Origin of the sequence: Paraburkholderia metrosideri (assembly GCF_904848625.1) — a bacterium.
In the GTDB taxonomy this organism is placed as follows: Bacteria; Pseudomonadota; Gammaproteobacteria; order Burkholderiales; family Burkholderiaceae; genus Paraburkholderia; species Paraburkholderia metrosideri.
On sequence record NZ_CAJHCP010000003.1, the window covers coordinates 234,346 to 255,174 of the forward strand.

Genomic DNA, 20,829 nt, shown 5'->3' on the forward strand with positions numbered 1-20,829 from the left:
GCTACCCCCTCGCCTCCCGCATCCGCTCGGTCAGCAGCCGATGCATCCGCGCCATTTCCCCCACCGCGTCCGCCTCCAGCGACGTCAGCTTGTCGCGTTCAGGAAGCTCATGCCGAACCGGCCGCAGCGTGCGGTTCAACGCCGCGTCGATCTCGGCGCTCATCGCAGCGATCCATTCGGTAAGTTCATCGTGACGATCGCGCCTTGTCGTCGTCAGACGCAATTGCGTGGCCGTCCCCGCCATCCGGCGCGACAGGCTCAACACCGTCAGCGTCACCGTGTCGACCATCGAATCTTCGAGCTTCTCCAACCGAATCCGGCCGATCACTTCCTCCGCGTTATTGCTGGCAAGACCCGCAGCGCGACGCAACTGCTCCATCTCCTGCTCGCTTCGACGTGGCGACTCCAGCGCCGCGCGCAGATACGCGAGATTGGCGCGCACCGCCACACTCAGATACGCGCGGTAGTCGACCTTCTCGCGCGTCGGCCATAGATAGAACGTGGCAAGGAGCGCGAGCACACAGCCGAGCACGTTGTTGCCGAGCCGCGTGAGCGCAAATGCGAATTCGCTCGCGCCAGGCGTCGCGAAGTCGGCGACCAGCACGAAGGCTGGCGTGAGAAACAGCACGAACAGGCTGTAGCTGACGGGGCGCAACGCCATCGTCGCCACCACCAGCGGAAACACCGCGAGCGAAATGCCGAGCGGCGAGTGAATCGCGTAACCGATCGCCGCCGCCAGCACGCCGCCGACAATACTGCCTGCCGCGCGCTCGATGCTGCGCGGCCAGGTCGCGGCAATCGACGGCTGCAGGATCAGCAACGTCGCCATGGTCGCCCAGTAGCCGAACGGCAACCCGAGCGCGTGGATCACGAGAAAGCCGGTGGTGGTCGTCACGCCGACGCGCGCCGCATGACGCAAGCCGACGGATTGCCAGGACAGATTGGCCTTGAGCGTGGAGACGATCCACGTCGCCAGACGGCCGGCGCTGTCCGTCCACGTCGCGGGCTCCTCGTACGCAGGCGCAAAATCGACCAGTTCGAAGTCGGACTTCAGCTTCACCGGTTCCATCAACGCGTTCTCGAGTCGTTGCGCGAGACGGCGCAGACGTCGCTGGAAATCGGCGAGCCGCTCGAAGCGGCCCTCGCCCGCCGCCGCGCCGATACCGCGCAGCACTTCGCCGATCGCGCCAAGCAAGCGTGCCGCGCGTTTCGCGCGCCATGCGTCGGCGGGCGCTCGTTCACACGCGCCCGAGACGGCGATCAGATACGCGAACAGCGCTTCGCTGTCGGTGAGGAGGCCGAGCAACGTGTCGTAGGTTTCGCGATTGCCCGTTCTGGTTGGGGGCACGCTCGCCAGCAGTTTGCGCGAACGCTCCAACGCAGCGCGCGCGTCGGCGCGGAACTTGGCAGCATGCGTGGCCCAATCGCGTGGAATGGCGCGTTGGTGTTCGAGCAGGCGCGCGCTATCGAGTGCGATGTCGGCGAGCCGCAAATACACGGTGCGCAACGACGACCGGCTCGCGCCGAACGGATGAATACGCCACACGGTCAGGCTCAACGCGACTGCGAACAGGCAGCCGACCAGATACACGCCGAGAAATGCGAGGCCCGCGTGCACGCTGTGCATGGGCCGGTCGACCATGACCACGCAGGCGGTCGCCGCGAGAATCGTTACTTGCGAAGTGGCTGCGCCCCAGATCCGGCCGAACGCGCCAAGCGTCGTGAAGGCCAGCACCGCGAGCGCCGCGAATACGGCGCTCGTGCCCGACGCGAAAGCGGTGATGCCGCCGCACAACGTGGACAACAGCGCAAAGCCCATCATCGACGCGAAACGGGCGCGGTTGGACCCAGCGGCATCCGCTAGACAGGTCCAGAACGCGCCGATAGCGGCCCACGCGAAGATCGGATCGTGCAGCACGTTGCCCACCACGAGCATCGCCGTCGACGCACAGGCGGCTCTCAGTCCTTCAGACAGACTCGCCTCGCTCGCAGAAAACGACACCATCCACACCGGACGCTTGCGATAAATCGTCGTGGCGATGCTGTAGAGCCGGTTCGACCAGCGTGGCGACGACGGGTGAAGCTTACGGTTCATCATCCGGACGGTGTTCTCCTGATAGGCGCATCTGGCGCTGCATGGGCGCTGCTTGTGGCGCGATGTCTTATGTTTCGATTCAACCGCGCGACTCCACGCGGCCGATGGCACATGTTAAGGGTTAACCCCTAAATATAAAAATGCCTTCGGTTCATCCCCGCTATGCACGCCGTCTATGTGTTCGCACTCTTCATGCCGGAGCCGCTCTTTTGGGCTCGAGCGAGGTTAGATGACAGCGTTGAAGATGCCATGAAAAAACCGCACGTCCCTTGCGGAATCGTGCGGCTTTTTACATCAGCTTGCTAGTCGGCCATTCGGCCAGCATCCAGCGCGCTTACTTCTTGAAGTTCGCGACGCCTTCAGTAATTTCCTTGTGCGCGGCTTCGATGCCTGCCCAGCCTTCGACCTTCACCCACTTGCCCTTTTCCAGCGCCTTGTATTGCTCGAAGAAGTGCTTGATCTGGTCTTTCAGGTACGCCGGGACGTCGTCGATCGACTTGAGGTCGGCGGTCATCGGGCAGACCTTGTCGTGTGCGACGGCGACGAGCTTCGCGTCCACGCCCGATTCGTCGGTCATTTGCAGCATGCCGAGCGCGCGTGCGCGAACCACCGAGCCGGCCAGCAGCGGGAACGGCGTGAGCACCAGCACGTCGACCGGGTCGCCGTCGCCCGACAGCGTTTGCGGAATGTAACCGTAGTTCGCCGGATAGCGCATGCCGGTGCCGATGAAACGGTCGACGTGAAGCAGGCCCGTTTCCTTGTCAGCTTCGTACTTCACCGGATCGCTTTGCGCCGGGATTTCGATGATGACGTTGAAATCTTGCGGAAGGTCTTTGCCTGCGGGTACGTGATTGAAGCTCATGAGCGCTCTCTGATCAGAAGATGAAAATCGGAACACGGCTTGCTGCGCGGGAGTTCGGGCAAAACTGAAGCGGGCGCGGCCCAGACTTGATCTTGCGTCGAACCGCAGCGCGGCGGCCGGACATTGCGGAATACGCCATTATAGCCAATCGGCCGATGGCATCCGTTGCAGGATCGGCGCGATAATCGTTAAGCGTTCCCGACAGCTTTTCTGAACGGCTTTTCTCAATGGTGCCTCTGGTTTGTGACCATCGCGCGGCTGAAGCCCTGCTGCGCGCCACCGCAACAATCAAGGAGCAAGCATGGAAGAAGCACGACACTTCATCGGCGGCGAGTGGTGTGCCGCATCCGGCGGCGAGACGATCGGCGTGCTCGATCCGTCCGACGGACAGATCTTCACGCAGTTGGCGCGCGGCACCGCCGCCGACATCGACACCGCGGTCCACGCCGCGCGCCGCGCATTCGAAGGTCCGTGGGGCGCGGCGAGCGCCGCCGAACGCGGGCGAATACTGTACCGGCTCTCGATGCTGGTCGCCGTCCACCAGGAAGAACTGGCCCAACTCGAAGCCCGCGACACGGGCAAACCGCTCAAGCAGGCGCGTGCCGACGCCGCCGCCCTCGTCCGCTATTTCGAGTTCTATGCGGGCGCCGCCGACAAGCTGCACGGCGAAACACTGCCCTACCAGACCGGCTACACGGTGCTGACTATCCGCGAGCCGCACGGCGTGACCGGCCATATCGTGCCGTGGAATTATCCGATGCAGATTTTCGGCCGCAGCGTCGGCGCGGCGCTTGCCACCGGCAATGCGTGCGTCGTCAAACCGGCTGAGGATGCGTGTCTGTCGGTGTTGCGCGTTGCCGAACTGGCCACCGAAGCGGGCTTGCCCGCGGGCGCTCTGAACATCGTCACCGGCTATGGACATGAGGCGGGCGCGGCGCTCGCGAAGCATCCCGGCATCGACCACGTGTCGTTCACCGGATCGCCGGAAACCGGCAAGCTGGTCACGCAAATGGCCGCCGAAAACCATGTGCCGGTCACGCTCGAACTGGGCGGCAAATCCCCGCAAATCGTTTTCGCCGACGCCGACCTCGACGCCGCCCTGCCCGTGCTGATCTCGGCCATCGTGCAGAACGCCGGGCAAACCTGTTCGGCGGGCAGTCGCGTGCTGATCGACCGGGCCATTTACGAGCCGTTGCTAGACCGGCTGGGCAACGCGTTTCATGCGTTGCGCGTCGGCCCTTCGCAGGCCGATCTCGACTGCGGGCCGTTGATCAACGCGAAGCAACAGCAGCGCGTATGGGATTTCCTGTCGGACGCGCAGCACGACGGCATTGCGATGGCGGCCCACGGCGAAGTGATCGCCGAAGCGCCGGAAAGCGGTTTCTATCAGGCGCCCACGCTGTTGCGCGATGTGCCCGCAAGCCATCGTCTCGCACGCGACGAAGTGTTCGGCCCGGTGCTCGCCGCGATGTCCTTCAGAGATGAGGACGAAGCACTCGCGCTCGCCAACGGCACGCAGTACGGCCTGGTCGCCGGCATCTGGACACGCGACGGCGCGCGGCAAATGCGTCTCGCGCGGCGTTTGCGAGCGGGACAGGTGTTCATCAACAACTATGGCGCGGGCGGCGGCGTCGAATTGCCGTTCGGCGGCGTCAAGCATTCGGGCCACGGGCGGGAGAAAGGCTTCGAAGCGCTGTACGGTTTCACCGTGCTGAAGACCATCGCGATCCGGCACGGCTGACGTGCGTGCGGTTCGACGTAACGTTGAAAAGCAACGCAGTACCCTCCACAACAAGCAACGGAGACATCATGCGGTTGACAGGTAAAACGGCCATCGTCACGGGTGGCGGCTCGGGTTTCGGTGAAGGCATCGCGAAGACCTATGCGCGCGAAGGCGCGAACGTCGTGGTCAACGATCTGAACGGCGCGGCCGCCGAGCGTGTGGCAAGCGAAATCGCGCTGGGCGGCGGCAAGGCGATTGCGGTGGCGGGCAACGTCGCGCAGCACGAGGACTGGCGCAAGCTGCGCGAGGCCGCGCTCGACGACTTCGGCAGCGTGCAGATCGTGGTTAATAACGCGGGCACCACGCATCGCAACAAGCCGGTCCTCGAAGTGACCGAAGCCGAGTTCGACCGCGTCTACGCGGTGAACGTCAAGAGCATCTACTGGAGCGTGCAGGAGTTCGTGCCGTATTTCCGCGAGCAAGGCGGCGGCAGCTTCATTAATATCGCGTCGACGGCGGGCGTGCGGCCGAGGCCGGGGCTCGTCTGGTACAACGGCAGCAAGGGCGCCGTGATCATCGCGAGCAAGTCGCTGGCCGTCGAACTCGGACCGGAGCGCATTCGGGTGAACTGCATCAATCCGGTGATCGGGGAAACCGCGCTGCTTTCCGAATTCATGGGCGTTGAAGATACGCCGCAGAATCGTCAAAAGTTTCTGGCGGGCATTCCGCTCGGGCGCTTCTCGACGCCGCAGGATATTGCGAATGCGGCGCTTTATCTGGCTTCTGACGAGGCGGAGTTCATTACGGGCGTGTGCCTTGAAGTGGACGGCGGGCGCTGCGTATAAAGCGGTGCGAGGGTGGCGTGGGCTTCGTACCGCCCTCGCCGCTCTCAGTGTTTTCCCCCAGCGTCGATTCGTGATCCAAACCAACTAGCGCAGCTAGAATCCATCGACTGCGGTCGGTCGATTCAATAAAAAATCATCCATCTTGCATGGGGAGACACCATGGCTAGTCCTGCAAATCCGCTTCACCATCCCGGCGCGGGCGCGCCGTCTTCTTCTTTCGAAGAGGCGACCTATCGCAAGGTCACCTGGCGGCTCGCGCCGCTGCTGATGCTCTGCTACATCGTCGCGTATCTGGATCGCGTGAACGTCGGTTTCGCGAAGCTGCAAATGACCAGCGACTTAGGTCTGAGCGATGCGGTCTACGGCTTTGGCGCAGGCATTTTCTTCGTCGGCTATTTCATCTTCGAAATTCCGAGCAACGTGATCCTGCATAAAGTCGGCGCACGCGTGTGGATCGCGCGAATCATGGTGTCGTGGGGCCTCATCTCGATGCTGACCATGTTCGTCACCACGCCGACCATGTTCTACGTGATGCGCTTCCTGCTCGGTCTCGCCGAGGCGGGCTTCTTCCCCGGCATCATCCTGTACCTCACCTACTGGTATCCGTCGCACCGGCGCGGCCGCATGACCACCTGGTTCATGACGGCGATTGCGTTGTCGGGGGTGATCGGCGGACCGGTGTCCGGTTATATCCTGAAGAACTTCAACGGGATGAACGGCTGGCATGGCTGGCAGTGGCTGTTTCTGCTCGAAGGAATTCCATCGATCATCGTCGGCGTCCTGGTGTTTGCGATGCTCGATGACCGGATTGCGAACGCGAAGTGGCTGACGAAGGAAGAGCAGCAACTGCTCGAGCGTCATGTGTCGGCGGAGGAAGCGACCAAGCATGACATGCCGGTTCGTCAGGTGCTCACGAATGGGCGTGTGTTGATGTTCAGCCTCACATACTTCTCGTTCGTGATGGGCTTGTATGGCGTGAGCTTCTGGCTGCCGACGATCATCAAGGCAACCGGCGTGACCGATGCGTTCATGATCGGGCTGTTGTCCGCGATTCCGTTTGCGGCGGCGGTGGTGGCGATGGTTTTAGTGGCTCGTAGTGCGGATCGCAAGCGCGAGCGGCGCTGGCATATTGCGTTGCCTGCGTTTGCGGGGGCTGTGGGGCTTGTGCTGTCGGTCGTGTGGGCGCACAACACCGTGCTGGCGATGGCGGCGCTGACGCTCGCAACGATGGGGATTCTGACTACCCTGCCGCTGTTCTGGAGTTTGCCTACGGCGATTCTGGCGGGGACAGGGGCGGCGGCTGGGATTGCGATGATTAATTCTATCGGCAACCTTGCCGGGTTTTTGAGTCCATATGCGGTGGGGTGGTTGAAGCAGGTGACGCAGGCTAATGATTCGGGGATGTTTATGTTGGCTGCGTTTATGGTGCTTGGTGGACTGCTTGCGGTTAGTGTGCCGGGGAGGATGGTTGATAAATGACGAGTGGGCGCTCGCGGTAATTCGACGACCAGCCTCTCTCCGGGGTTGATTCAACACCGACTCGCCGCGACACTCTCACAAGGCGGACCCGGAGAGCCGTTTGCCTCAAAACTTCGATAGGCTCCGATCCTATTAGAAGGATTAAACCTCGACCGCTTCTTTCCTTGCGAATGCCCGATGTACTGAGACTCTCAGGGCTAGTCCAAGCCGGGCACTCGCGTCATGGTCAAATCGACTGGCGCCCTATAGGGTTCTATGCGGGTTATTTCGGCAGACGTGCATGCAAGGAAAACGCCTACCCCACTATTAGGATCAAGTTCAAAAAGGATCAAATTATCATCAGTCCTCGCGAAAGAGACATCGCTTACCCAGTTATCTTGGACGAATAAATTCATGGATATGTCCGCAATCTTTACCCCCAAAAGCGTCAGCGTAACGACACAATCGGGTCCACGGGCAGTCCAGTTTGGATCATCCTGTCCCCAGTGATGCAGCTCCAATACGACATCTACTAATCCTGGGCCACGTTTTCCATGATCCATCCGGATAGACAAAATGTGCGCATCATGAAAGGCAGGCCAATAGCCAAATATCTTTTTCAGCAAGGTTGAGTTGTCTACCTCATTCCACCCATAGTCATCGACCACGCTTGTCATGTTTTCCTCATCCGTAAGCCAGTCTTTTTGCTTTCACTCATCAAATAGTGCAATCAACTAAGAAACCTCCCGCGACTTATCGCGGAGAGTGTGCATCAAGCTGAATTGAAATTCGTTTTAAAAAATTGGACAAAGTGCTACCCCTTCGTCCCGATCAAAATTCGGACCCGCATTGTGACCATGTGGTCTCATTCCACCGTGGGAATGGCTACCGTGATACTGAGCGGACAGATTGCCATTTGAATCGTAATAGTTCACATCATTTTTAAAGGGGTGAGTAACAAACCCGCCCGGTGGGCCGCCTGTAATCGGCATGAGTTTGGACTCACCAAACGGATCCGTGAACTGCACCGGGTTGCCACCCACATAAGCATACGCATTGGTCTGCCCGCTGTCCCACCCTATTGGGTCTTCGCTAATGAACCTCGCGGTCTGCGGACCGTAATACCGGTTCCGAAAGTAGTACAACCCCGTCTCATCAACCTCCCGCCCCGTGAATTGCTGCGGATTAGGATCGACTATGCCTGCCAGGCTGGTCACGCCATATGGTTCGTAACTGTATGTCGTCTGAATTCGCTGATCACCATCCGTCAACGCGATCACATTGTTATTCGCATCACGCAGCACATAACGGTCACGGCCTGCGTCATCCCCAATGCGCCGGTACGTTAACTCATCAGGACCGCTTTCCGGATAAGGAGAAAACACTCGCATACGCTGCGACCAGTCATCGTCCGGGATCATCAGGTTCAGCTCATGTTCGATCCACGCGGTCTCCATTTTGTGACCGTTCACCGTGCTGACCCTGCGACGGCCGAACATGTCATAGCTGAAGCTTGCCGTCGCAGCGCCGATAATCTGGCTCAGGAGGTTCTGTCCATCCCATCCGTAGTGACTCGCCCCGTCGTCGGTGAGATTGCCATTCAGGTCATACGTGATCGTCTTGCCCGCCCAGTGGACCAACTGATTCGCTGCGTTGTACTGCGCGTCGCTAACCGCTTTCGGCAGGTTCACCTTCGCGAAGCTGCCGCCCGCTTTGGTGCGACGACCCGCCAGGTCATAGCCGTACGTCAGGTCACCCAACACACTGCCGTCGGCTCGCCGGTACCCGATCCCGATCAACTGGCTTGCCGCGTCCCAGGTATAGGCTGCCGTTATCCCGTTGGCCAGCGTCGTGTGAATGAGTCGGCCCAAAGCGTCGTATGAATAGCGGAAAGTACGCGGTGCTTCGCCGTTGACCCGGTACTGGATCTGCGTCACCCGCCGCTCTGCGTCGCGACTGTAGTCCACCGCCGCGCGATCCATGTCGATTCCGGCTATGTCACGGGTATCGGGCGCAAAGCGATAGGTCCATCTCCCGGTGATACTCGGCAATTCCAGCGTGCCCATGAACCTGCCGGTCACGCTATCGTAGTAGAACAGCGTGCTGGAGATCGGGTTGTCAGCCACCGCCTCTCCGTGCGTGCCTGGGCCAAAGTCGTTGGTGCCGGTCAATCTGTTCAGCGTCGTGTCCCAGCCGTATTGCCAGCGCCGCGAACCGGGCATGCCGGCAGCAGGCTGAAAGGCGATCTGCACGGGCCGGCCCGCCGCATCGTAGGTGTACGTCGTCACCTGGCCTTTCCGGTCGGTCAACGTCGCAATCTGTCCCGCGCTGTTCCACGTGTACGTCTCGCTATGACCAAGCGGATCGGTCCTTGAAAGTGGACGACCGAGTGCGTTGTACGCATAGCGAGTCGTCACGCCTTTCGGGTCCGACTGACTGAGAAGCCGACCGTTATCGTCCCGCCCAAGGCGGCTTACCCCGCCCCCCGCATCAGTCATTTCAATGATCCGGTCCAGCGCGTCGAATGCGCGGCGCGTGGTACGGCCCAGCGGATCTTCCATTGCCGTGACTCGGCCCACGGCATCTGTCGTGTAGGTCGTTGTTCTGTTCAACGGATCGGTCACACTGGTCAGATCTGCGCCGGTCCATGAGTATCTCGTCACGCCGCTAAGTGCATCGGTCACTGTAAGCGGACGTCCCTGACTGTCGTTGGTCAACATCGTTCGATTACCCAGCCGGTCAGTAACCGTCAACAGGTTGCCCTTCGAGTCATACGTGTACACCGTGCTGACGCCGCGCTGCGGGTCGCCCGTTTGTGCTTCCGTCAGTAACTGGCTGTAGCTGTCGAAGCTACGCATCACCAAGGTACCGTATTGATCGGCTTCGCTGATGCGGTTGCCGTTCGTGTCGTACGCATACGTGTACTCACGATCGGTCGACGTGATGTTCGTCACGCGGCCGGTGGCGTTGTAGGAAAACGTTTGAACGAGAGCAATGTCCAGCCCGGCCGGAAAGATGTTGCGCAACACGCGGCCGCTAGCGTCGAATTCAAGCCGGCGGATGCTGCCACGCCGATCGGTTACTTCGGTCTGGGTTACCCTGCCGCCAGTCAGCGTGTACGCGAAGCCAAACGTACTGTTATCAGCAAGCTTTTGTGCGATGACGCGGTCGTTCAGGTCTCCACCATTCCCGTAAGTATTGGTCACCTGGACGTTGTTCAGCGGATCGGTAATGGTAGTAAGGCGACTTCGGCTATCCCAGCCGTATTTCCACACGCCTCCCCCCGCATCCGTGAACTGGACAAGCCGGTCCTGAGCGTCGTATTGGTACGAGACCTCACGTTTGAGCGGATCGCTGACGCGTGACACCAATGGCGTGCCCCGGCTACCGGTCACCGAAGTAAAGCTGAGCACGCGACCGTTCGGGCTGGTGACAGTCGTTACCGCTCCGGTTGTCCGGTCTCGCGTAATCACGATCGCATTGCCGTTGCGGTCCTGCAAACGGGTGAGACGGTTGACGCCGCCAATCAGCGTGAACTGCTGCAACCGTCCGTCACGCAAGGTAATCGTCATGCCCGCATTGCCAACTGCATCGATCCGGGCGCGGAAGTACTCTCCCGGGCTTGTCAGGTTGTCCCAAATTCTGGCGCTGCCTGCGCGTGGAGTGAACGGCACGCGTATTCCGGTCGCTTCGCGCACCTCCAGCTTGTGACGGTCCGCACTCATCGCGAGGATCGTGTCGTAGGTGAAGCTCATGCCTAGACCGAAAGCGGCCGTCAGAGGCTTGCCCGCCGCATCGTAGGCACCGCTACGGTAAACGCGCACGAGGTCGAGTCCAGCCGCCGTGTCAGCTACCGTCAGGTCATGGTTGTACTGAAAGAACTGGCCGGTGTACAAATTGACCGGATCGGCTCCGGACGTGCTGTTGCCGCAACCGGCTGTAGCATCGCTCGGGCAGTTCCTGGTCCGCCCCGGGTCGGGCGTGCTGTCTTCAGGCGATTCGGGCTCGTTCGTGTCATTGCCTGACGGTCCACTGCAAAATGCGGCGATCCTGTTCGGATCACCACACACATACCCTCCCAAACCACCGAAGTCAGCGGACGCAGCATTGAGCGGACATAGCGGGTCGGAAGGGAAGGCCCCTGCCTTCATGTACTTCGAATCACAGTCGTCGGCGGCATGCGCGTGAGGAGCAATGAGCCAAGACAACAACACAAACAGCAGTAGGGAAAAGAAGCGCGCGGTCAAGCGCGTGCGACGTACGGCGGCGGCAGGTTCGAGCGGTGACATAAGCGCGTGGCAGGCAATAGAGGTGCGTGCAACCGACCTGCAAGTACATTGCAGATTGAACGGCAGAGAAGTGGAAGGGACGGCGGGCTACCGGCGGATCGCAGTCATGTTTCCTGCTGCGTCGTAGTCGTAATAGGCGGTTTCACCCGCTACGGTCACCGAAATAAGCCGTCCCAAGGCGTCATAGCCGTAGGTAATGTTGTCTGCGAAGGAAGGTGTGACAAACGCAAACAACGCGCAGGCAAGGACGGCTGCAATATGGCGGATCACGGCTGCACATACGGCGTGCGATGCAGCATGAGCGGTTCCGAGACATTCTCTGAGGACAACCGCCCAACGCGCTTCAAAGAACCGTTTGAGTTTCAGGGATCTACAAAAAGATAGGTCAGCGTTGTGCATGGATACCGTGCCTCCCTGATAAGTGTTTTAGTTGTTTTTACGTTATCACCGCGCAAAGTTCATTTATGAAGGAAGAATCTTTATTTGCACCGGAAATGTCCTATTGCGATGGTGGATAGATTCAGTTGATTGTTCTACGTGATGCGCTTCCTGCTCGGTCTCGCCGAAGCGGGCTTCTTCCCCGGCATCATCCTGTACCTCACCTACTGGTATCCGTCGCACCGGCGCGGCCGCATGACCACCTGGTTCATGACGGCGATTGCGTTGTCGGGGGTGATCGGCGGACCGGTGTCCGGTTATATCCTGAAGAACTTCAACGGGATGAACGGCTGGCATGGCTGGCAGTGGCTGTTTCTGCTCGAAGGGATTCCGTCGATCATCGTCGGCGTCCTGGTGTTTGCGATGCTCGATGACCGGATTGCGAACGCGAAGTGGCTGACGAAGGAAGAGCAGCAATTGCTCGAGCGTCATGTGTCGGCGGAGGAAGCGACCAAGCATGACATGCCGGTTCGTCAGGTGCTCACGAATGGGCGTGTGTTGATGTTCAGCCTCACGTACTTTTCGTTCGTGATGGGCTTGTATGGCGTGAGCTTCTGGCTGCCGACGATCATCAAGGCAACCGGCGTGACCGACGCGTTCATGATCGGGCTGTTGTCCGCGATTCCGTTTGCGGCGGCGGTGGTGGCGATGGTTTTAGTCGCTCGTAGTGCGGATCGCAAGCGCGAGCGGCGCTGGCATATTGCGTTGCCTGCGTTTGCTGGGGCTGTGGGGCTTGTGCTGTCGGTCGTGTGGGCGCATAACACCGTGCTGGCGATGGCGGCGCTGACGCTCGCAACGATGGGGATTCTGACTACCCTGCCGCTGTTCTGGAGTTTGCCTACGGCGATTCTGGCCGGGACAGGGGCGGCGGCTGGGATTGCGATGATTAATTCTATCGGCAACCTTGCCGGGTTTTTGAGTCCATATGCGGTGGGGTGGTTGAAGCAGGTGACGCAGGCTAATGATTCGGGGATGTTTATGTTGGCTGCGTTTATGGTGCTTGGTGGGTTGCTTGCGGTTAGTGTGCCGGGGAGGATGGTTAATAAGTGAGGAGGCCGTGAGAGCCCCAGTGGCGATCGAACACTGAGGATTTGGGCTGGCGGTTGAAGACGCGGTTTCCCCGCCGCAGCAAACTCCCGGTTTCGATAAGTGCCGGTCGACTCCTGCCAACGGCATGAGGCAGCAGTCGGCCACTACCGACGTTCGCCCACGCTTGCGCGTGGATGTTCGAACGTCGCCCATATTCGGAATATCAGACTTCTGGGTACGGTTTAATCACGGCTTTCGTCGATGACAATCCGCTTGTCGAAGCGAATCGTCGTCCGTTAAACCAGCACGTGGCCACCGTCGACGATGACGACCTGTCCCGTGCTAAAGCCCTGCTGCATCAGATAAAGATACGCTTGGGCAACATCGCTTGCCTCCCCGACCCTTCGTACGGGCATTTTTTCGGCGATATAGTCATAAAGACCTTCGCGATCGGCTTCGCTCATGTTGTCCCACAAGGCCGTACGCAGGACGCCGGGCGCCACGGCATTTACACGCAGCGGCGCAAGCTCGACAGCCAGTGTGCGAGTCAGTGACTCGATCGCACCGAGGATGCTGGACGGAATCGTCCAGGCAGGTAGAGGACGCGACGATGCCACCCCGCTTGTCAGCGTGATGGAGCCGCCCGTGCGAATGAAGGGAGCACCATATTTGACGGCCTTGAGCGCGCCCCAGTAGCGCACCTCGAAGGCTCGCTGCGCGGCTTCAATGCTGAGCTCGGCAAGGTTTTGCAGGAGCAGTGTTTCGCCGGCGGTGTAGACGAGATGGTCGAACGCGCCGACGCGCGTGAAAAACGCGCTCACTTGTGCCTCGTCGGTAAAATCAAGCGGCTCGCCGCGAGTGCCTTGAGGCAGTCGCGCCAGTGCCGCTGCGACGCGTTCCGGGCTGCTCGAGGCGATGATGACTTCGGCTCCGGAATGCGCGGCAGCTTCGGCCACTGCAAAGCCAATTCCTGACGTGCCGCCGGCTACGACGACTCTGCTTTGTTCAAGCGTGATACCCGAAAGATGATTGTTTCCCATGTTTGACGATTTAGTAAGAAAGAAGTCCACACGGCGACGTCGAACGTCAGACAGCACGTGCTGCATGACCTGAACCGATGCGCTACCGCGGCTGCGGCAGAGTGTACGTGGTTCGCGGCAATCGAGTCGGAGGCGCTGCACCCGCAGACTCTATGTATTGGGAGGTCACCTTTGATGGATCCTGGTTACGAACGACTCGAAGAAGCGAACGGCTGCAGAACCTCGCGAGCCGCCATCGACAAACTGTTTGCTCCGATGGCGGCCTTGGGTCCAGAGTGCGTGAAAAAGCATTGATCGCCTAAACTGAATCAACGCACTGAGACCGGGTGACTCATGAAGCGATTCGTTGAAGGCGATGACCGTAAGCAGGTCGCACTACTTCCCGAATGGGTCGATGACTACCCAGGAGAAGTTCGACCGGTGAGGCTCAAACGTTGATCTCGTTGCGGCTCAATTCCGCACGCAGCCAGGCGGCAGCTTTGCCGGATTCGGGCGAGGTATTCCAGATGAGGTCGGTGCCTACCGTCCATTCCGTGAACGGATAGGCCTCGAGCCGCAGTTCGACGAGTTCGCCCGACGCGAGCTCGTCAGCGATTAGTCGCTTGGGCAGCGTGACCCATCCCATGCCGTCCCTGGCTGCTTCCAGCAGCATCAGATAACTCTCCACGAACCAGCAGCGCGGCACCTTCAGATATTCGCCGGTAGGCAGTTTTCGGCCATTAGTCGCGACGATCTGCCGGTAGTCGCTGAGTCGCGCAAAACTGATGAGGTCCGATTTTGCGAGAGGATGGTCGCGATGCACGGCGTGTGTCAGATTGATATTGCCCAGTCGCCGAAAAGCGATTTCCTTGGGGTAGTGCGTCTGCGCGAACGTGAGCCCAAGCATCACTTCACCGCGCTGCGCGGCATGCAGAATATCGTCCTGCGAAACATGCCGGATTTCCAGCTCAAGATCGGGGAACGCGACCTCGAAACGCCGCAGAGCGCCGGCGATCGCGGCATACGGAATGGCATCATCGACCGCTATCACGAGGCGCGGCTCCACGTTCATGTTGAGATTGTTGGCGCGGTCCTGTAGTGACACGCAGTGCAGTAGCACCGCCTCCGCCTCGCACATCAGCGCTTGGCCCTGGACGGTCAGCACTGGATATCGACCTGACCGATCGAACAGCGTCACACCTAGATCGACTTCCAGATTGATCACCGCCGTGCTTACGGCCGACTGCGCCTTGCCCAGGCGCCGCGCCGCTGCGGAAAACGAGCGTTCCTGCGCGGTCGTGACGAAAGCCTCGAGTTGTTCAAAAGAAAAGCGCATTCCGCCTCTATCTAGAAACCAGATACATCCCGATTTTACGGATATTTTTTCAAGCGCCAAGCTGCGATTGACATGACGGCGAAAACCGCTCGTATCACGCACAGGAGCAAATCAGCCCGGCATCTGTCCATTTCTGGTGGAGACAACCCGATGAACCTTCAGCCGCACCCCGTAGACCAGCGCTTGCCATTCAGTCTACTTGCCATCCTCGGATTCCAGCACGTGCTGGTGATGTACTCGGCGTGCATCGTAGTCCCGCTCATTCTTGGATCCGTACTGCATCTGCCCAAGGAACAACTTGCCATCATTATCAACGCCGACCTGATGGCGGCAGGGCTGGCATCGCTGGTGCAGTCGCTCGGTCTGGGCATTTTCGGCATGCGCATGCCGGTGATGATGGGCGTTACGTTCACGGCCGTGACGCCAATGGTTGCCATTGCCACCGCACCGGGCTTAGGGTTGCCTGGCGTGTACGGCGCCATCATCGTCTCGGGCATTTTCGGCATCCTGTTCGCACCGGTGATGGGCAAGCTGCTGCGATTCTTTCCACCAGTCGTCACCGGCACTGTACTGCTAGTGATTGGAATCAGCCTGATGCGCGTTGGTATCGACTGGTCGGCGGGCGGCCAGCCGGTCATGGCCGATGGCTCTCCCAATCCCCACTACGGCAGCCCGCTGTATCTGGCGATTTCTCTGGGCGAACTGGTATTGATTCTCGCCATCAACCGCTTCGCAAAGGGTTTTCTCGCTAACATTGCCGTGCTGCTTGGCGTGCTCGCCGCGTTTTGTGCGGCGCTGTCACTGGGCGAAGTGAACCTGCGAGGACTTGCACAAGCGCCATGGTTCGCCGTGATCCGGCCATTCCAGTTCGGACCGCCGAAATTCGATCCGGTCGCGATCGTATCGATGTGTCTCGTCATGCTGGTCACGCTGGTTGAGTCGACTGGCATGTTCCTCGCCTTAGGGAATATCGTCGGGCGTCCGACCACGCGGCAACGGCTGGTCCGCGGCCTGATGGCCGATGGGTTGGGAGCCGTCATTGGCGGCGTAATGAACGCCTTTCCGTACACCTCTTTTTCGCAAAACATTGGTCTCGTCACGATGACCGGCGTCAAGAGCCGCTTCGTCTGCGCCACTGGCGCTGCGATTCTGGTTGCGATGGGGTTGTTCCCCAAGCTGGCGTTCATCGTCGCGTCCACGCCGGAATTCGTACTGGGCGCAGCCGCCATGGTGATGTTCGGCATGGTGGCCATGATGGGAGTGCGGATTCTGTCCACCATCGACTTCGAGCGGCAACATAACAACCTCGTGATTGTCGCCATCAGCGTAGGAGTCGGCATGATTCCGATGGTATCCACCACCTACTTCAACCACTTGCCGGCATGGAGCCGCGTGTTCACCGATAGTGGCATCGTGCTGTCCGTCATGTCGGCCATGTTGCTCAACCTGTTTTTCAATGGCTTTGGAAAATCAGACGACGTCGAAGCCCAGATCGAGCGCGCCGCACAGATGGCGGATGCCTGAGCGCACCTCGCCGTATTCATTCACACGAAGGATAAAGCAATGAGAAATACCCTTTTGCGTGCCGATGACACCCGACAATGCCGTCATCGTCGATGGCGCGGTGGTGATCGATACCGTCGGCAGGATCGTTGCCGTCGGCGCCGGCGACGTCATGCAGCGCGATTATCCCGATGCCTCCGTCAGGCACCTGCGCGATCGCCTGTTGATGCCGGGACTGATCAATGCGCATTGCCATTCCGGTTTGTTGCGCGGCACGGCCGAGGGATTGCCGGTATGGGACTGGCTGCAGCAGTTTATTGACCCGATGCACCGGGTACTGAATGCCGAGGAGGCCGAAGCCGCCTCTTGGTTGTGTTATGCGGAAGCACTGCTGTCGGGCACCACCACAATCGTCGATATGTGGCGCTTCATGGACGGCAGCGCTCACGCCGCGCAGGAATTGGGAATCCGGGCCGTACTGGTGCCGTACGTCGGTGAGCACCCCGACCACGACTACTTCGAAACGCTGGATACCAACGAGGCGTTGATCCGCCAATGGCACGGCAAGGCCAATGGCCGCATCCAGACATGGGTTGGGCTGGAGCACATGTTCTACGCGGTACCGGCGGCGTGGGAGCGTGCCGTCGCCATCAGCCGCGAATACGGTGTCGGGTTGCACACACATAGCAACGAAAGCCGCTTCGACGTGGAAGAAACGCAGCGCCGCTACGGAATGCGCCCCGTCGAAGCACTGGATAAATTCGGCCTGCTCGACGCTCACCGCGTGCTGCTCGCGCACTGCGTCTGGCTGGACGACCGCGAAATTGCGTTGCTCGCCGAGCGCGGAGTCGGTGTGACGCATAACCCGGTCAGCAATATGAAGCTTGCCAGCGGTGCGGCGCCTGTCGAGAAACTCCTCGCCGCGGGTGTGGCCGTTGGGCTTGGGTCGGATGGTGAAAAGGAAAATAACAATCTTGACGTTTTCGAAGAGATGAAAGTCGCATCGTTGCTCGCCAAGCTGTCGAAACTTGACGCGTCAGCACTGGATAGCTGGTCGATTTGCCGGATGGCCACCGCCATGGGCGCCCGCGCACTCGGGCTGGACAAAGTCACCGGTACGCTCGAGGCGGGTAAGTCCGCTGACCTGATTGCCGTGCGCACCGACACGCCCCGGATGACACCTCTTGTAACGGGGCCGCTGCTCAACCTTCACCATAATCTGGTGCACGCGGTGCAAGGCGGCGACGTCGATCTGACGATGGTGGATGGCCGTATCCTCGTCGATAACGGGCAGTTGCAAAGCGCCAACCTGCGCGCGTTGATCGACCGCGTCAACCGGCTCACACCGGGGCTGTTCGAGCGGCGGAGCCAATGGCTTGCCAGTCACGGCGCCGTCAATGCGCTGGGCCGCGCGGCAGATGCGCTTCAGGTCTGAAGACCGATTGGGCGTCACCTTCCACGACAAGGTTCTGAATGCATCAGAAGATCAAGTGATCGACACCTATCTATTGCGGGTGTTGAAGACGTTGCTCGATGAGCGCAGCGTCACCCGGGCAGCAATCAAGCTGAATCAATCGCAACCCGCAGTCAGCGCGGCATTGCGACAACTGCGTGACGCGATCGGTGACCCGCTGCTCGTGCGCGGAAAATCGGGCATGGTTCCAACTGCATACGCTTTGGAACTATTGGAGCCTGCCCGCCGGGCGTTAGGCGAGATAGAGAAAATTACAATCCGGCGGGCGACCTTCTCGCCGCCTGATTGCGTTCGGCGCTTTCGTATCAGCTGCCCCGATTACATCAGTGGATCGTTCATGCCCGATATGGTCAGGATTTTCAGGCGCGAAGCGCCGGAGGCGTCACTGGAAATCGTTTCTCCGGAGCCGTCGTTCGACGTTGAATCGGCGATGGAAACTGGAGCTTTGGATCTTGTCGTAGGAAACTGGCCCACACCGCCAAAACAGCTTCGTGGGGCCATCTTGTTGAGTGACGAAGTCGTGTGCCTGGTTGGCGACTGCCATCCGTTGGCAAAGCGGGGGGGAATCACTGTTGAGGACTATGAGCAGGCGGTTCATATCGCACCGTCACCTCATTTGGTAGGGCAGCAAGGCGTGATCGATGTACATCTTGCCAAGGAAAAGTTAAGGCGGAAGCTTGTGATCAAGCTTCTCCATTTCAATCTGGCGCCCTATGCACTGGTGAACTCGGATCTCATCTTTACTACGACCCGCCTTTTTGCAGAGCACTTCGCACGACTGCTTCCATTGAAGGTGCTTCATTCGCCAATCGTCTTCCCTTCAGTTGACTACCATCATGTTTGGCATGAACGCAGTCACTATCCGGATGAAGTGCGATGGTTGCGTGGGATATTGAAAAAGGCGATGAAGCGTCAAACCGGCGTTGTCAGGTTATTAGGTACGCAGCCGGATAACAAGGGGCGATGAAGAAACCGAAATCACTCGATCACGGTCACCGTTTCCCGGCCGGGTATTCGGCGATAAGCGGACTGACACAATCTGCGTCCGAGTGGCTCTACCGGGGTCGTCCCGAGTCGATCACCGCCGGGACGATCACAAGCATCGTCTTCCGGCCCAGAAGTAGCACCGCCGCGATGACGCACAAAGCAGTGAAGGTGTTTCTGGAGCAAGGAGCGCCAACGCATATCTGAGACACGCGTCCACGCCCTCATCGGGCCAGGTAGAAATCCAGGGGGATAAGCTCGACGACCCATCCGCCTTCTTCGCCCAGCGTGGCCGCCGGGTGCATGGAGGCGATGCGCAACGCCTCGTCATGGGTATCCGCCTCGATGACGAACAGGCCGCCCACGACTTCCTTCGACTCGGTGTAGGGCCCATCGGTGATGTGCGTCTTGCCACTGCGCGGGCGGAGCGTCCTCCAGGTGTCCAGATCGCCAAGCGACGCGGAAATCAATACCTTGCCGGTAGCCCGCATCTTGTCGTCCAATGCAGGGCATTGGCTCACCAGTTTCTTGACGTCGTCGGGCGCCATCGCGGCGAATTTTTCGGGGGTGAAGTAGGCCAGGCCGACGTATTTCATGGGAGATCCTTTGGGTGTGAATACCCTGACGACGAATCTGATGATCGAAAATCGACAATTTTCTGGAGAGTTTGTAGCGGGTCTCGCCGGCCTGTCCAGTTTGGAGTCGCGCGGTGCCGACCGGTGGCCTCGTGCTGCACTTGCGGATCTCATCAGGCAGTGATCGGCCATCAGCGTTCAGTCCACGATCCGGTTGAAATCGTCGACACTCTTCGAGGCCTCGCCTGGTTGCGCGAGGTCGCGAACGCGCGTCCACCATCGGTCAATCTTTCCTCGGAAGTTGCCATGCCACTACCGCTCGTCAATGGGCGAAACCGCCGGGCGAGAATCGGCGTTATTACGACCAGCCCCCCGTCACCATGACATCCTCCGACGTGATCATGCGGCTATCGTCGGCCGCGAGGAAGAGCGCCATGCGCGCGAGATCGCCGGGCTCCATTTCCTCGTCGATGCACTGGCCGCGTCGTATCTCTTCGCGGCCTTCGTCGGTGAGCCACAGGTTGCGCTGCTTCTCAGTCAACACCCAGCCCGGCACGAGCGTGTTCACGCGGATCCCATACGCGCCAAGGTCCTTGGCGAACCCGCGCGTCAGGCCCTGTACTGCCGCCTTGCTCATGGCGTAAACCGGGAACTGGCTGCTCTTGAGCATCCAGCAATGCGAGCCGAGATTAATGATCGAGCCCGCGCGTGCGGCCTTCATATCGTCGACCACGGCCTGCGCTGCGAACAACTGATGCCGCACGTTAACTGCAACTGCTGCATCGAACGACTCGGGCGTAACGTCGGCGAGCGCGTGGCGGCGATCGTTCGCCGCGTTGTTCACGAGCACCTCGATCGGTCCGAATGCTGCCCGCACTTCGGCGATGGCCGCGTGCAACGCGGGAATGTCGGTGACGTCGCAGGCGACGAAGAGCGGTTTATGGCGCGCGTTACCGAGCGATTTGGCAAGCTCTGTTCCCGCGTTCGTGTCGATGTCGAGAAAGCCCACACGTGCGCCTTGCAACGAAGTGCTCGACGAACGAAGCGCCAATGCCACTCGCGCCGCCCGTAATGAGCACGACCCGGTCTACCAGACTGGGATAGCTCGCGTAACGTGCTTGTCCCGAAGATTTTTCGCTAGAAGTTGCCATTCTCATCCCGTATTGATTAATCGCTGCGACGACGAAACCGACTGCGCG

15 protein-coding genes and 2 pseudogenes are annotated in these 20,829 nt (G+C 60.0%); 8 read left to right on the forward strand and 9 right to left on the reverse strand.

The genetic code is table 11. From position 1 onward, the window contains the following. Position 1: 1 nt before the first annotated feature. On the reverse strand, positions 2–2,098 hold the full coding sequence (locus tag LMG28727_RS06905; protein WP_201641568.1) for an FUSC family protein: 2,097 nt from the start codon (positions 2,096–2,098) through the stop codon (positions 2–4). A 331-nt stretch (positions 2,099–2,429) separates the two neighbouring features. Then, the gene (gene ppa / locus LMG28727_RS06910; RefSeq protein WP_201641569.1) at positions 2,430–2,957 is read right to left on the reverse strand and encodes an inorganic diphosphatase; all 528 of its coding nucleotides are present in this window, start codon (positions 2,955–2,957) and stop codon (positions 2,430–2,432) included. Between the two features lie 301 nt (positions 2,958–3,258). Between ppa and LMG28727_RS06915 the strand changes: the two genes are divergently transcribed. The 3 genes from LMG28727_RS06915 to LMG28727_RS06925 all read left to right on the forward strand — a co-directional run bounded on the left by LMG28727_RS06915 (position 3,259) and on the right by LMG28727_RS06925 (position 7,004). Further along, entirely contained in the window at positions 3,259–4,698 is a 1,440-nt protein-coding gene (locus LMG28727_RS06915; protein WP_201641570.1) for an aldehyde dehydrogenase family protein, read from the forward strand. Between the two features lie 68 nt (positions 4,699–4,766). Beyond that, on the forward strand, positions 4,767–5,525 hold the full coding sequence (locus tag LMG28727_RS06920) for an SDR family oxidoreductase (protein WP_201641571.1): 759 nt from the start codon (positions 4,767–4,769) through the stop codon (positions 5,523–5,525). 159 nt (positions 5,526–5,684) lie between these two features. Beyond that, entirely contained in the window at positions 5,685–7,004 is a 1,320-nt protein-coding gene (locus tag LMG28727_RS06925) for an MFS transporter (RefSeq protein ID WP_201641572.1), read from the forward strand. 197 nt (positions 7,005–7,201) lie between these two features. Here LMG28727_RS06925 and LMG28727_RS06930 read toward each other — a convergent pair whose 3' ends face one another. The 3 genes from LMG28727_RS06930 to LMG28727_RS06940 form a co-directional block, all read right to left on the reverse strand. Continuing rightward, a complete protein-coding gene (locus tag LMG28727_RS06930) occupies positions 7,202–7,660 on the reverse strand; it encodes an Imm50 family immunity protein (RefSeq protein WP_201641573.1) in 459 nt (152 codons plus the stop codon). Positions 7,661–7,777: 117 nt separating this feature from the next. Further along, positions 7,778–11,230 carry an RHS repeat-associated core domain-containing protein gene (locus tag LMG28727_RS06935; RefSeq protein WP_236591642.1) on the reverse strand — a complete coding sequence of 1,151 codons (3,453 nt, stop codon included), beginning with the start codon at positions 11,228–11,230 and terminating at the stop codon, positions 7,778–7,780. Positions 11,231–11,359: 129 nt separating this feature from the next. Next, entirely contained in the window at positions 11,360–11,671 is a 312-nt protein-coding gene (locus LMG28727_RS06940) for an RHS repeat domain-containing protein (protein ID WP_201641575.1), read from the reverse strand. 129 nt (positions 11,672–11,800) lie between these two features. Between LMG28727_RS06940 and LMG28727_RS06945 the strand changes: the two are divergent. Further along, a pseudogene (locus LMG28727_RS06945) lies at positions 11,801–12,760 on the forward strand (MFS transporter); the annotation flags it as partial. A gap of 275 nt (positions 12,761–13,035) precedes the next feature. Here the strand turns inward: LMG28727_RS06945 and LMG28727_RS06950 are convergent. Next, a complete protein-coding gene (locus LMG28727_RS06950) occupies positions 13,036–13,845 on the reverse strand; it encodes an SDR family oxidoreductase (RefSeq protein WP_236591643.1) in 810 nt (269 codons plus the stop codon). 361 nt (positions 13,846–14,206) lie between these two features. Next, positions 14,207–15,094: a LysR family transcriptional regulator gene (locus LMG28727_RS06955; protein WP_236591667.1), complete on the reverse strand. Its 888-nt coding sequence runs from the start codon at positions 15,092–15,094 to the stop codon at positions 14,207–14,209. Between the two features lie 150 nt (positions 15,095–15,244). Between LMG28727_RS06955 and LMG28727_RS06960 the strand changes: the two genes are divergently transcribed. From LMG28727_RS06960 to LMG28727_RS06975, 4 genes are all read left to right on the forward strand, one after another. After that, positions 15,245–16,618: a nucleobase:cation symporter-2 family protein gene (locus tag LMG28727_RS06960; protein ID WP_201641577.1), complete on the forward strand. Its 1,374-nt coding sequence runs from the start codon at positions 15,245–15,247 to the stop codon at positions 16,616–16,618. Between the two features lie 64 nt (positions 16,619–16,682). Beyond that, positions 16,683–18,032, forward strand: a complete 1,350-nt coding sequence (locus tag LMG28727_RS06965; protein WP_201641578.1) for an amidohydrolase — start codon at positions 16,683–16,685, stop codon at positions 18,030–18,032. Then, on the forward strand, positions 18,016–19,038 hold the full coding sequence (locus tag LMG28727_RS06970; RefSeq protein WP_201641896.1) for a LysR family transcriptional regulator: 1,023 nt from the start codon (positions 18,016–18,018) through the stop codon (positions 19,036–19,038). The genes LMG28727_RS06965 and LMG28727_RS06970 overlap by 17 nt, the downstream gene beginning before the upstream one ends. Continuing rightward, entirely contained in the window at positions 19,035–19,262 is a 228-nt protein-coding gene (locus LMG28727_RS06975) for a hypothetical protein (RefSeq protein ID WP_201641579.1), read from the forward strand. Before LMG28727_RS06970 ends, LMG28727_RS06975 begins: the two co-directional genes overlap by 4 nt. A gap of 17 nt (positions 19,263–19,279) precedes the next feature. Here the strand turns inward: LMG28727_RS06975 and LMG28727_RS06980 are convergent, their stop codons facing one another. Together LMG28727_RS06980 and LMG28727_RS06985 are read right to left on the reverse strand one after the other, a co-directional pair. After that, positions 19,280–19,651, reverse strand: a complete 372-nt coding sequence (locus tag LMG28727_RS06980) for a YciI family protein (RefSeq protein ID WP_201641580.1) — start codon at positions 19,649–19,651, stop codon at positions 19,280–19,282. Positions 19,652–19,988: 337 nt separating this feature from the next. After that, a pseudogene (locus LMG28727_RS06985) lies at positions 19,989–20,781 on the reverse strand (SDR family NAD(P)-dependent oxidoreductase). Positions 20,782–20,829 lie beyond the last annotated feature (48 nt).

Coding starts and splice junctions, on each gene's coding strand:
- LMG28727_RS06975 (WP_201641579.1), top strand. CDS start 19,035: ATGAAGAAACCGAAATCACTCGATCACGGTCACCGTTTCCCGGCCGGG.
- LMG28727_RS06950 (WP_236591643.1), bottom strand. CDS start 13,845: ATGCAGCACGTGCTGTCTGACGTTCGACGTCGCCGTGTGGACTTCTTT.
- LMG28727_RS06920 (WP_201641571.1), top strand. CDS start 4,767: ATGCGGTTGACAGGTAAAACGGCCATCGTCACGGGTGGCGGCTCGGGT.
- LMG28727_RS06960 (WP_201641577.1), top strand. CDS start 15,245: ATGAACCTTCAGCCGCACCCCGTAGACCAGCGCTTGCCATTCAGTCTA.
- LMG28727_RS06940 (WP_201641575.1), bottom strand. CDS start 11,671: ATGCACAACGCTGACCTATCTTTTTGTAGATCCCTGAAACTCAAACGG.
- LMG28727_RS06970 (WP_201641896.1), top strand. CDS start 18,016: ATGCGCTTCAGGTCTGAAGACCGATTGGGCGTCACCTTCCACGACAAG.
- LMG28727_RS06955 (WP_236591667.1), bottom strand. CDS start 15,094: ATGCGCTTTTCTTTTGAACAACTCGAGGCTTTCGTCACGACCGCGCAG.
- LMG28727_RS06925 (WP_201641572.1), top strand. CDS start 5,685: ATGGCTAGTCCTGCAAATCCGCTTCACCATCCCGGCGCGGGCGCGCCG.
- LMG28727_RS06980 (WP_201641580.1), bottom strand. CDS start 19,651: ATGAAATACGTCGGCCTGGCCTACTTCACCCCCGAAAAATTCGCCGCG.
- LMG28727_RS06965 (WP_201641578.1), top strand. CDS start 16,683: ATGACACCCGACAATGCCGTCATCGTCGATGGCGCGGTGGTGATCGAT.
- ppa (WP_201641569.1), bottom strand. CDS start 2,957: ATGAGCTTCAATCACGTACCCGCAGGCAAAGACCTTCCGCAAGATTTC.
- LMG28727_RS06915 (WP_201641570.1), top strand. CDS start 3,259: ATGGAAGAAGCACGACACTTCATCGGCGGCGAGTGGTGTGCCGCATCC.
- LMG28727_RS06930 (WP_201641573.1), bottom strand. CDS start 7,660: ATGACAAGCGTGGTCGATGACTATGGGTGGAATGAGGTAGACAACTCA.
- LMG28727_RS06905 (WP_201641568.1), bottom strand. CDS start 2,098: ATGATGAACCGTAAGCTTCACCCGTCGTCGCCACGCTGGTCGAACCGG.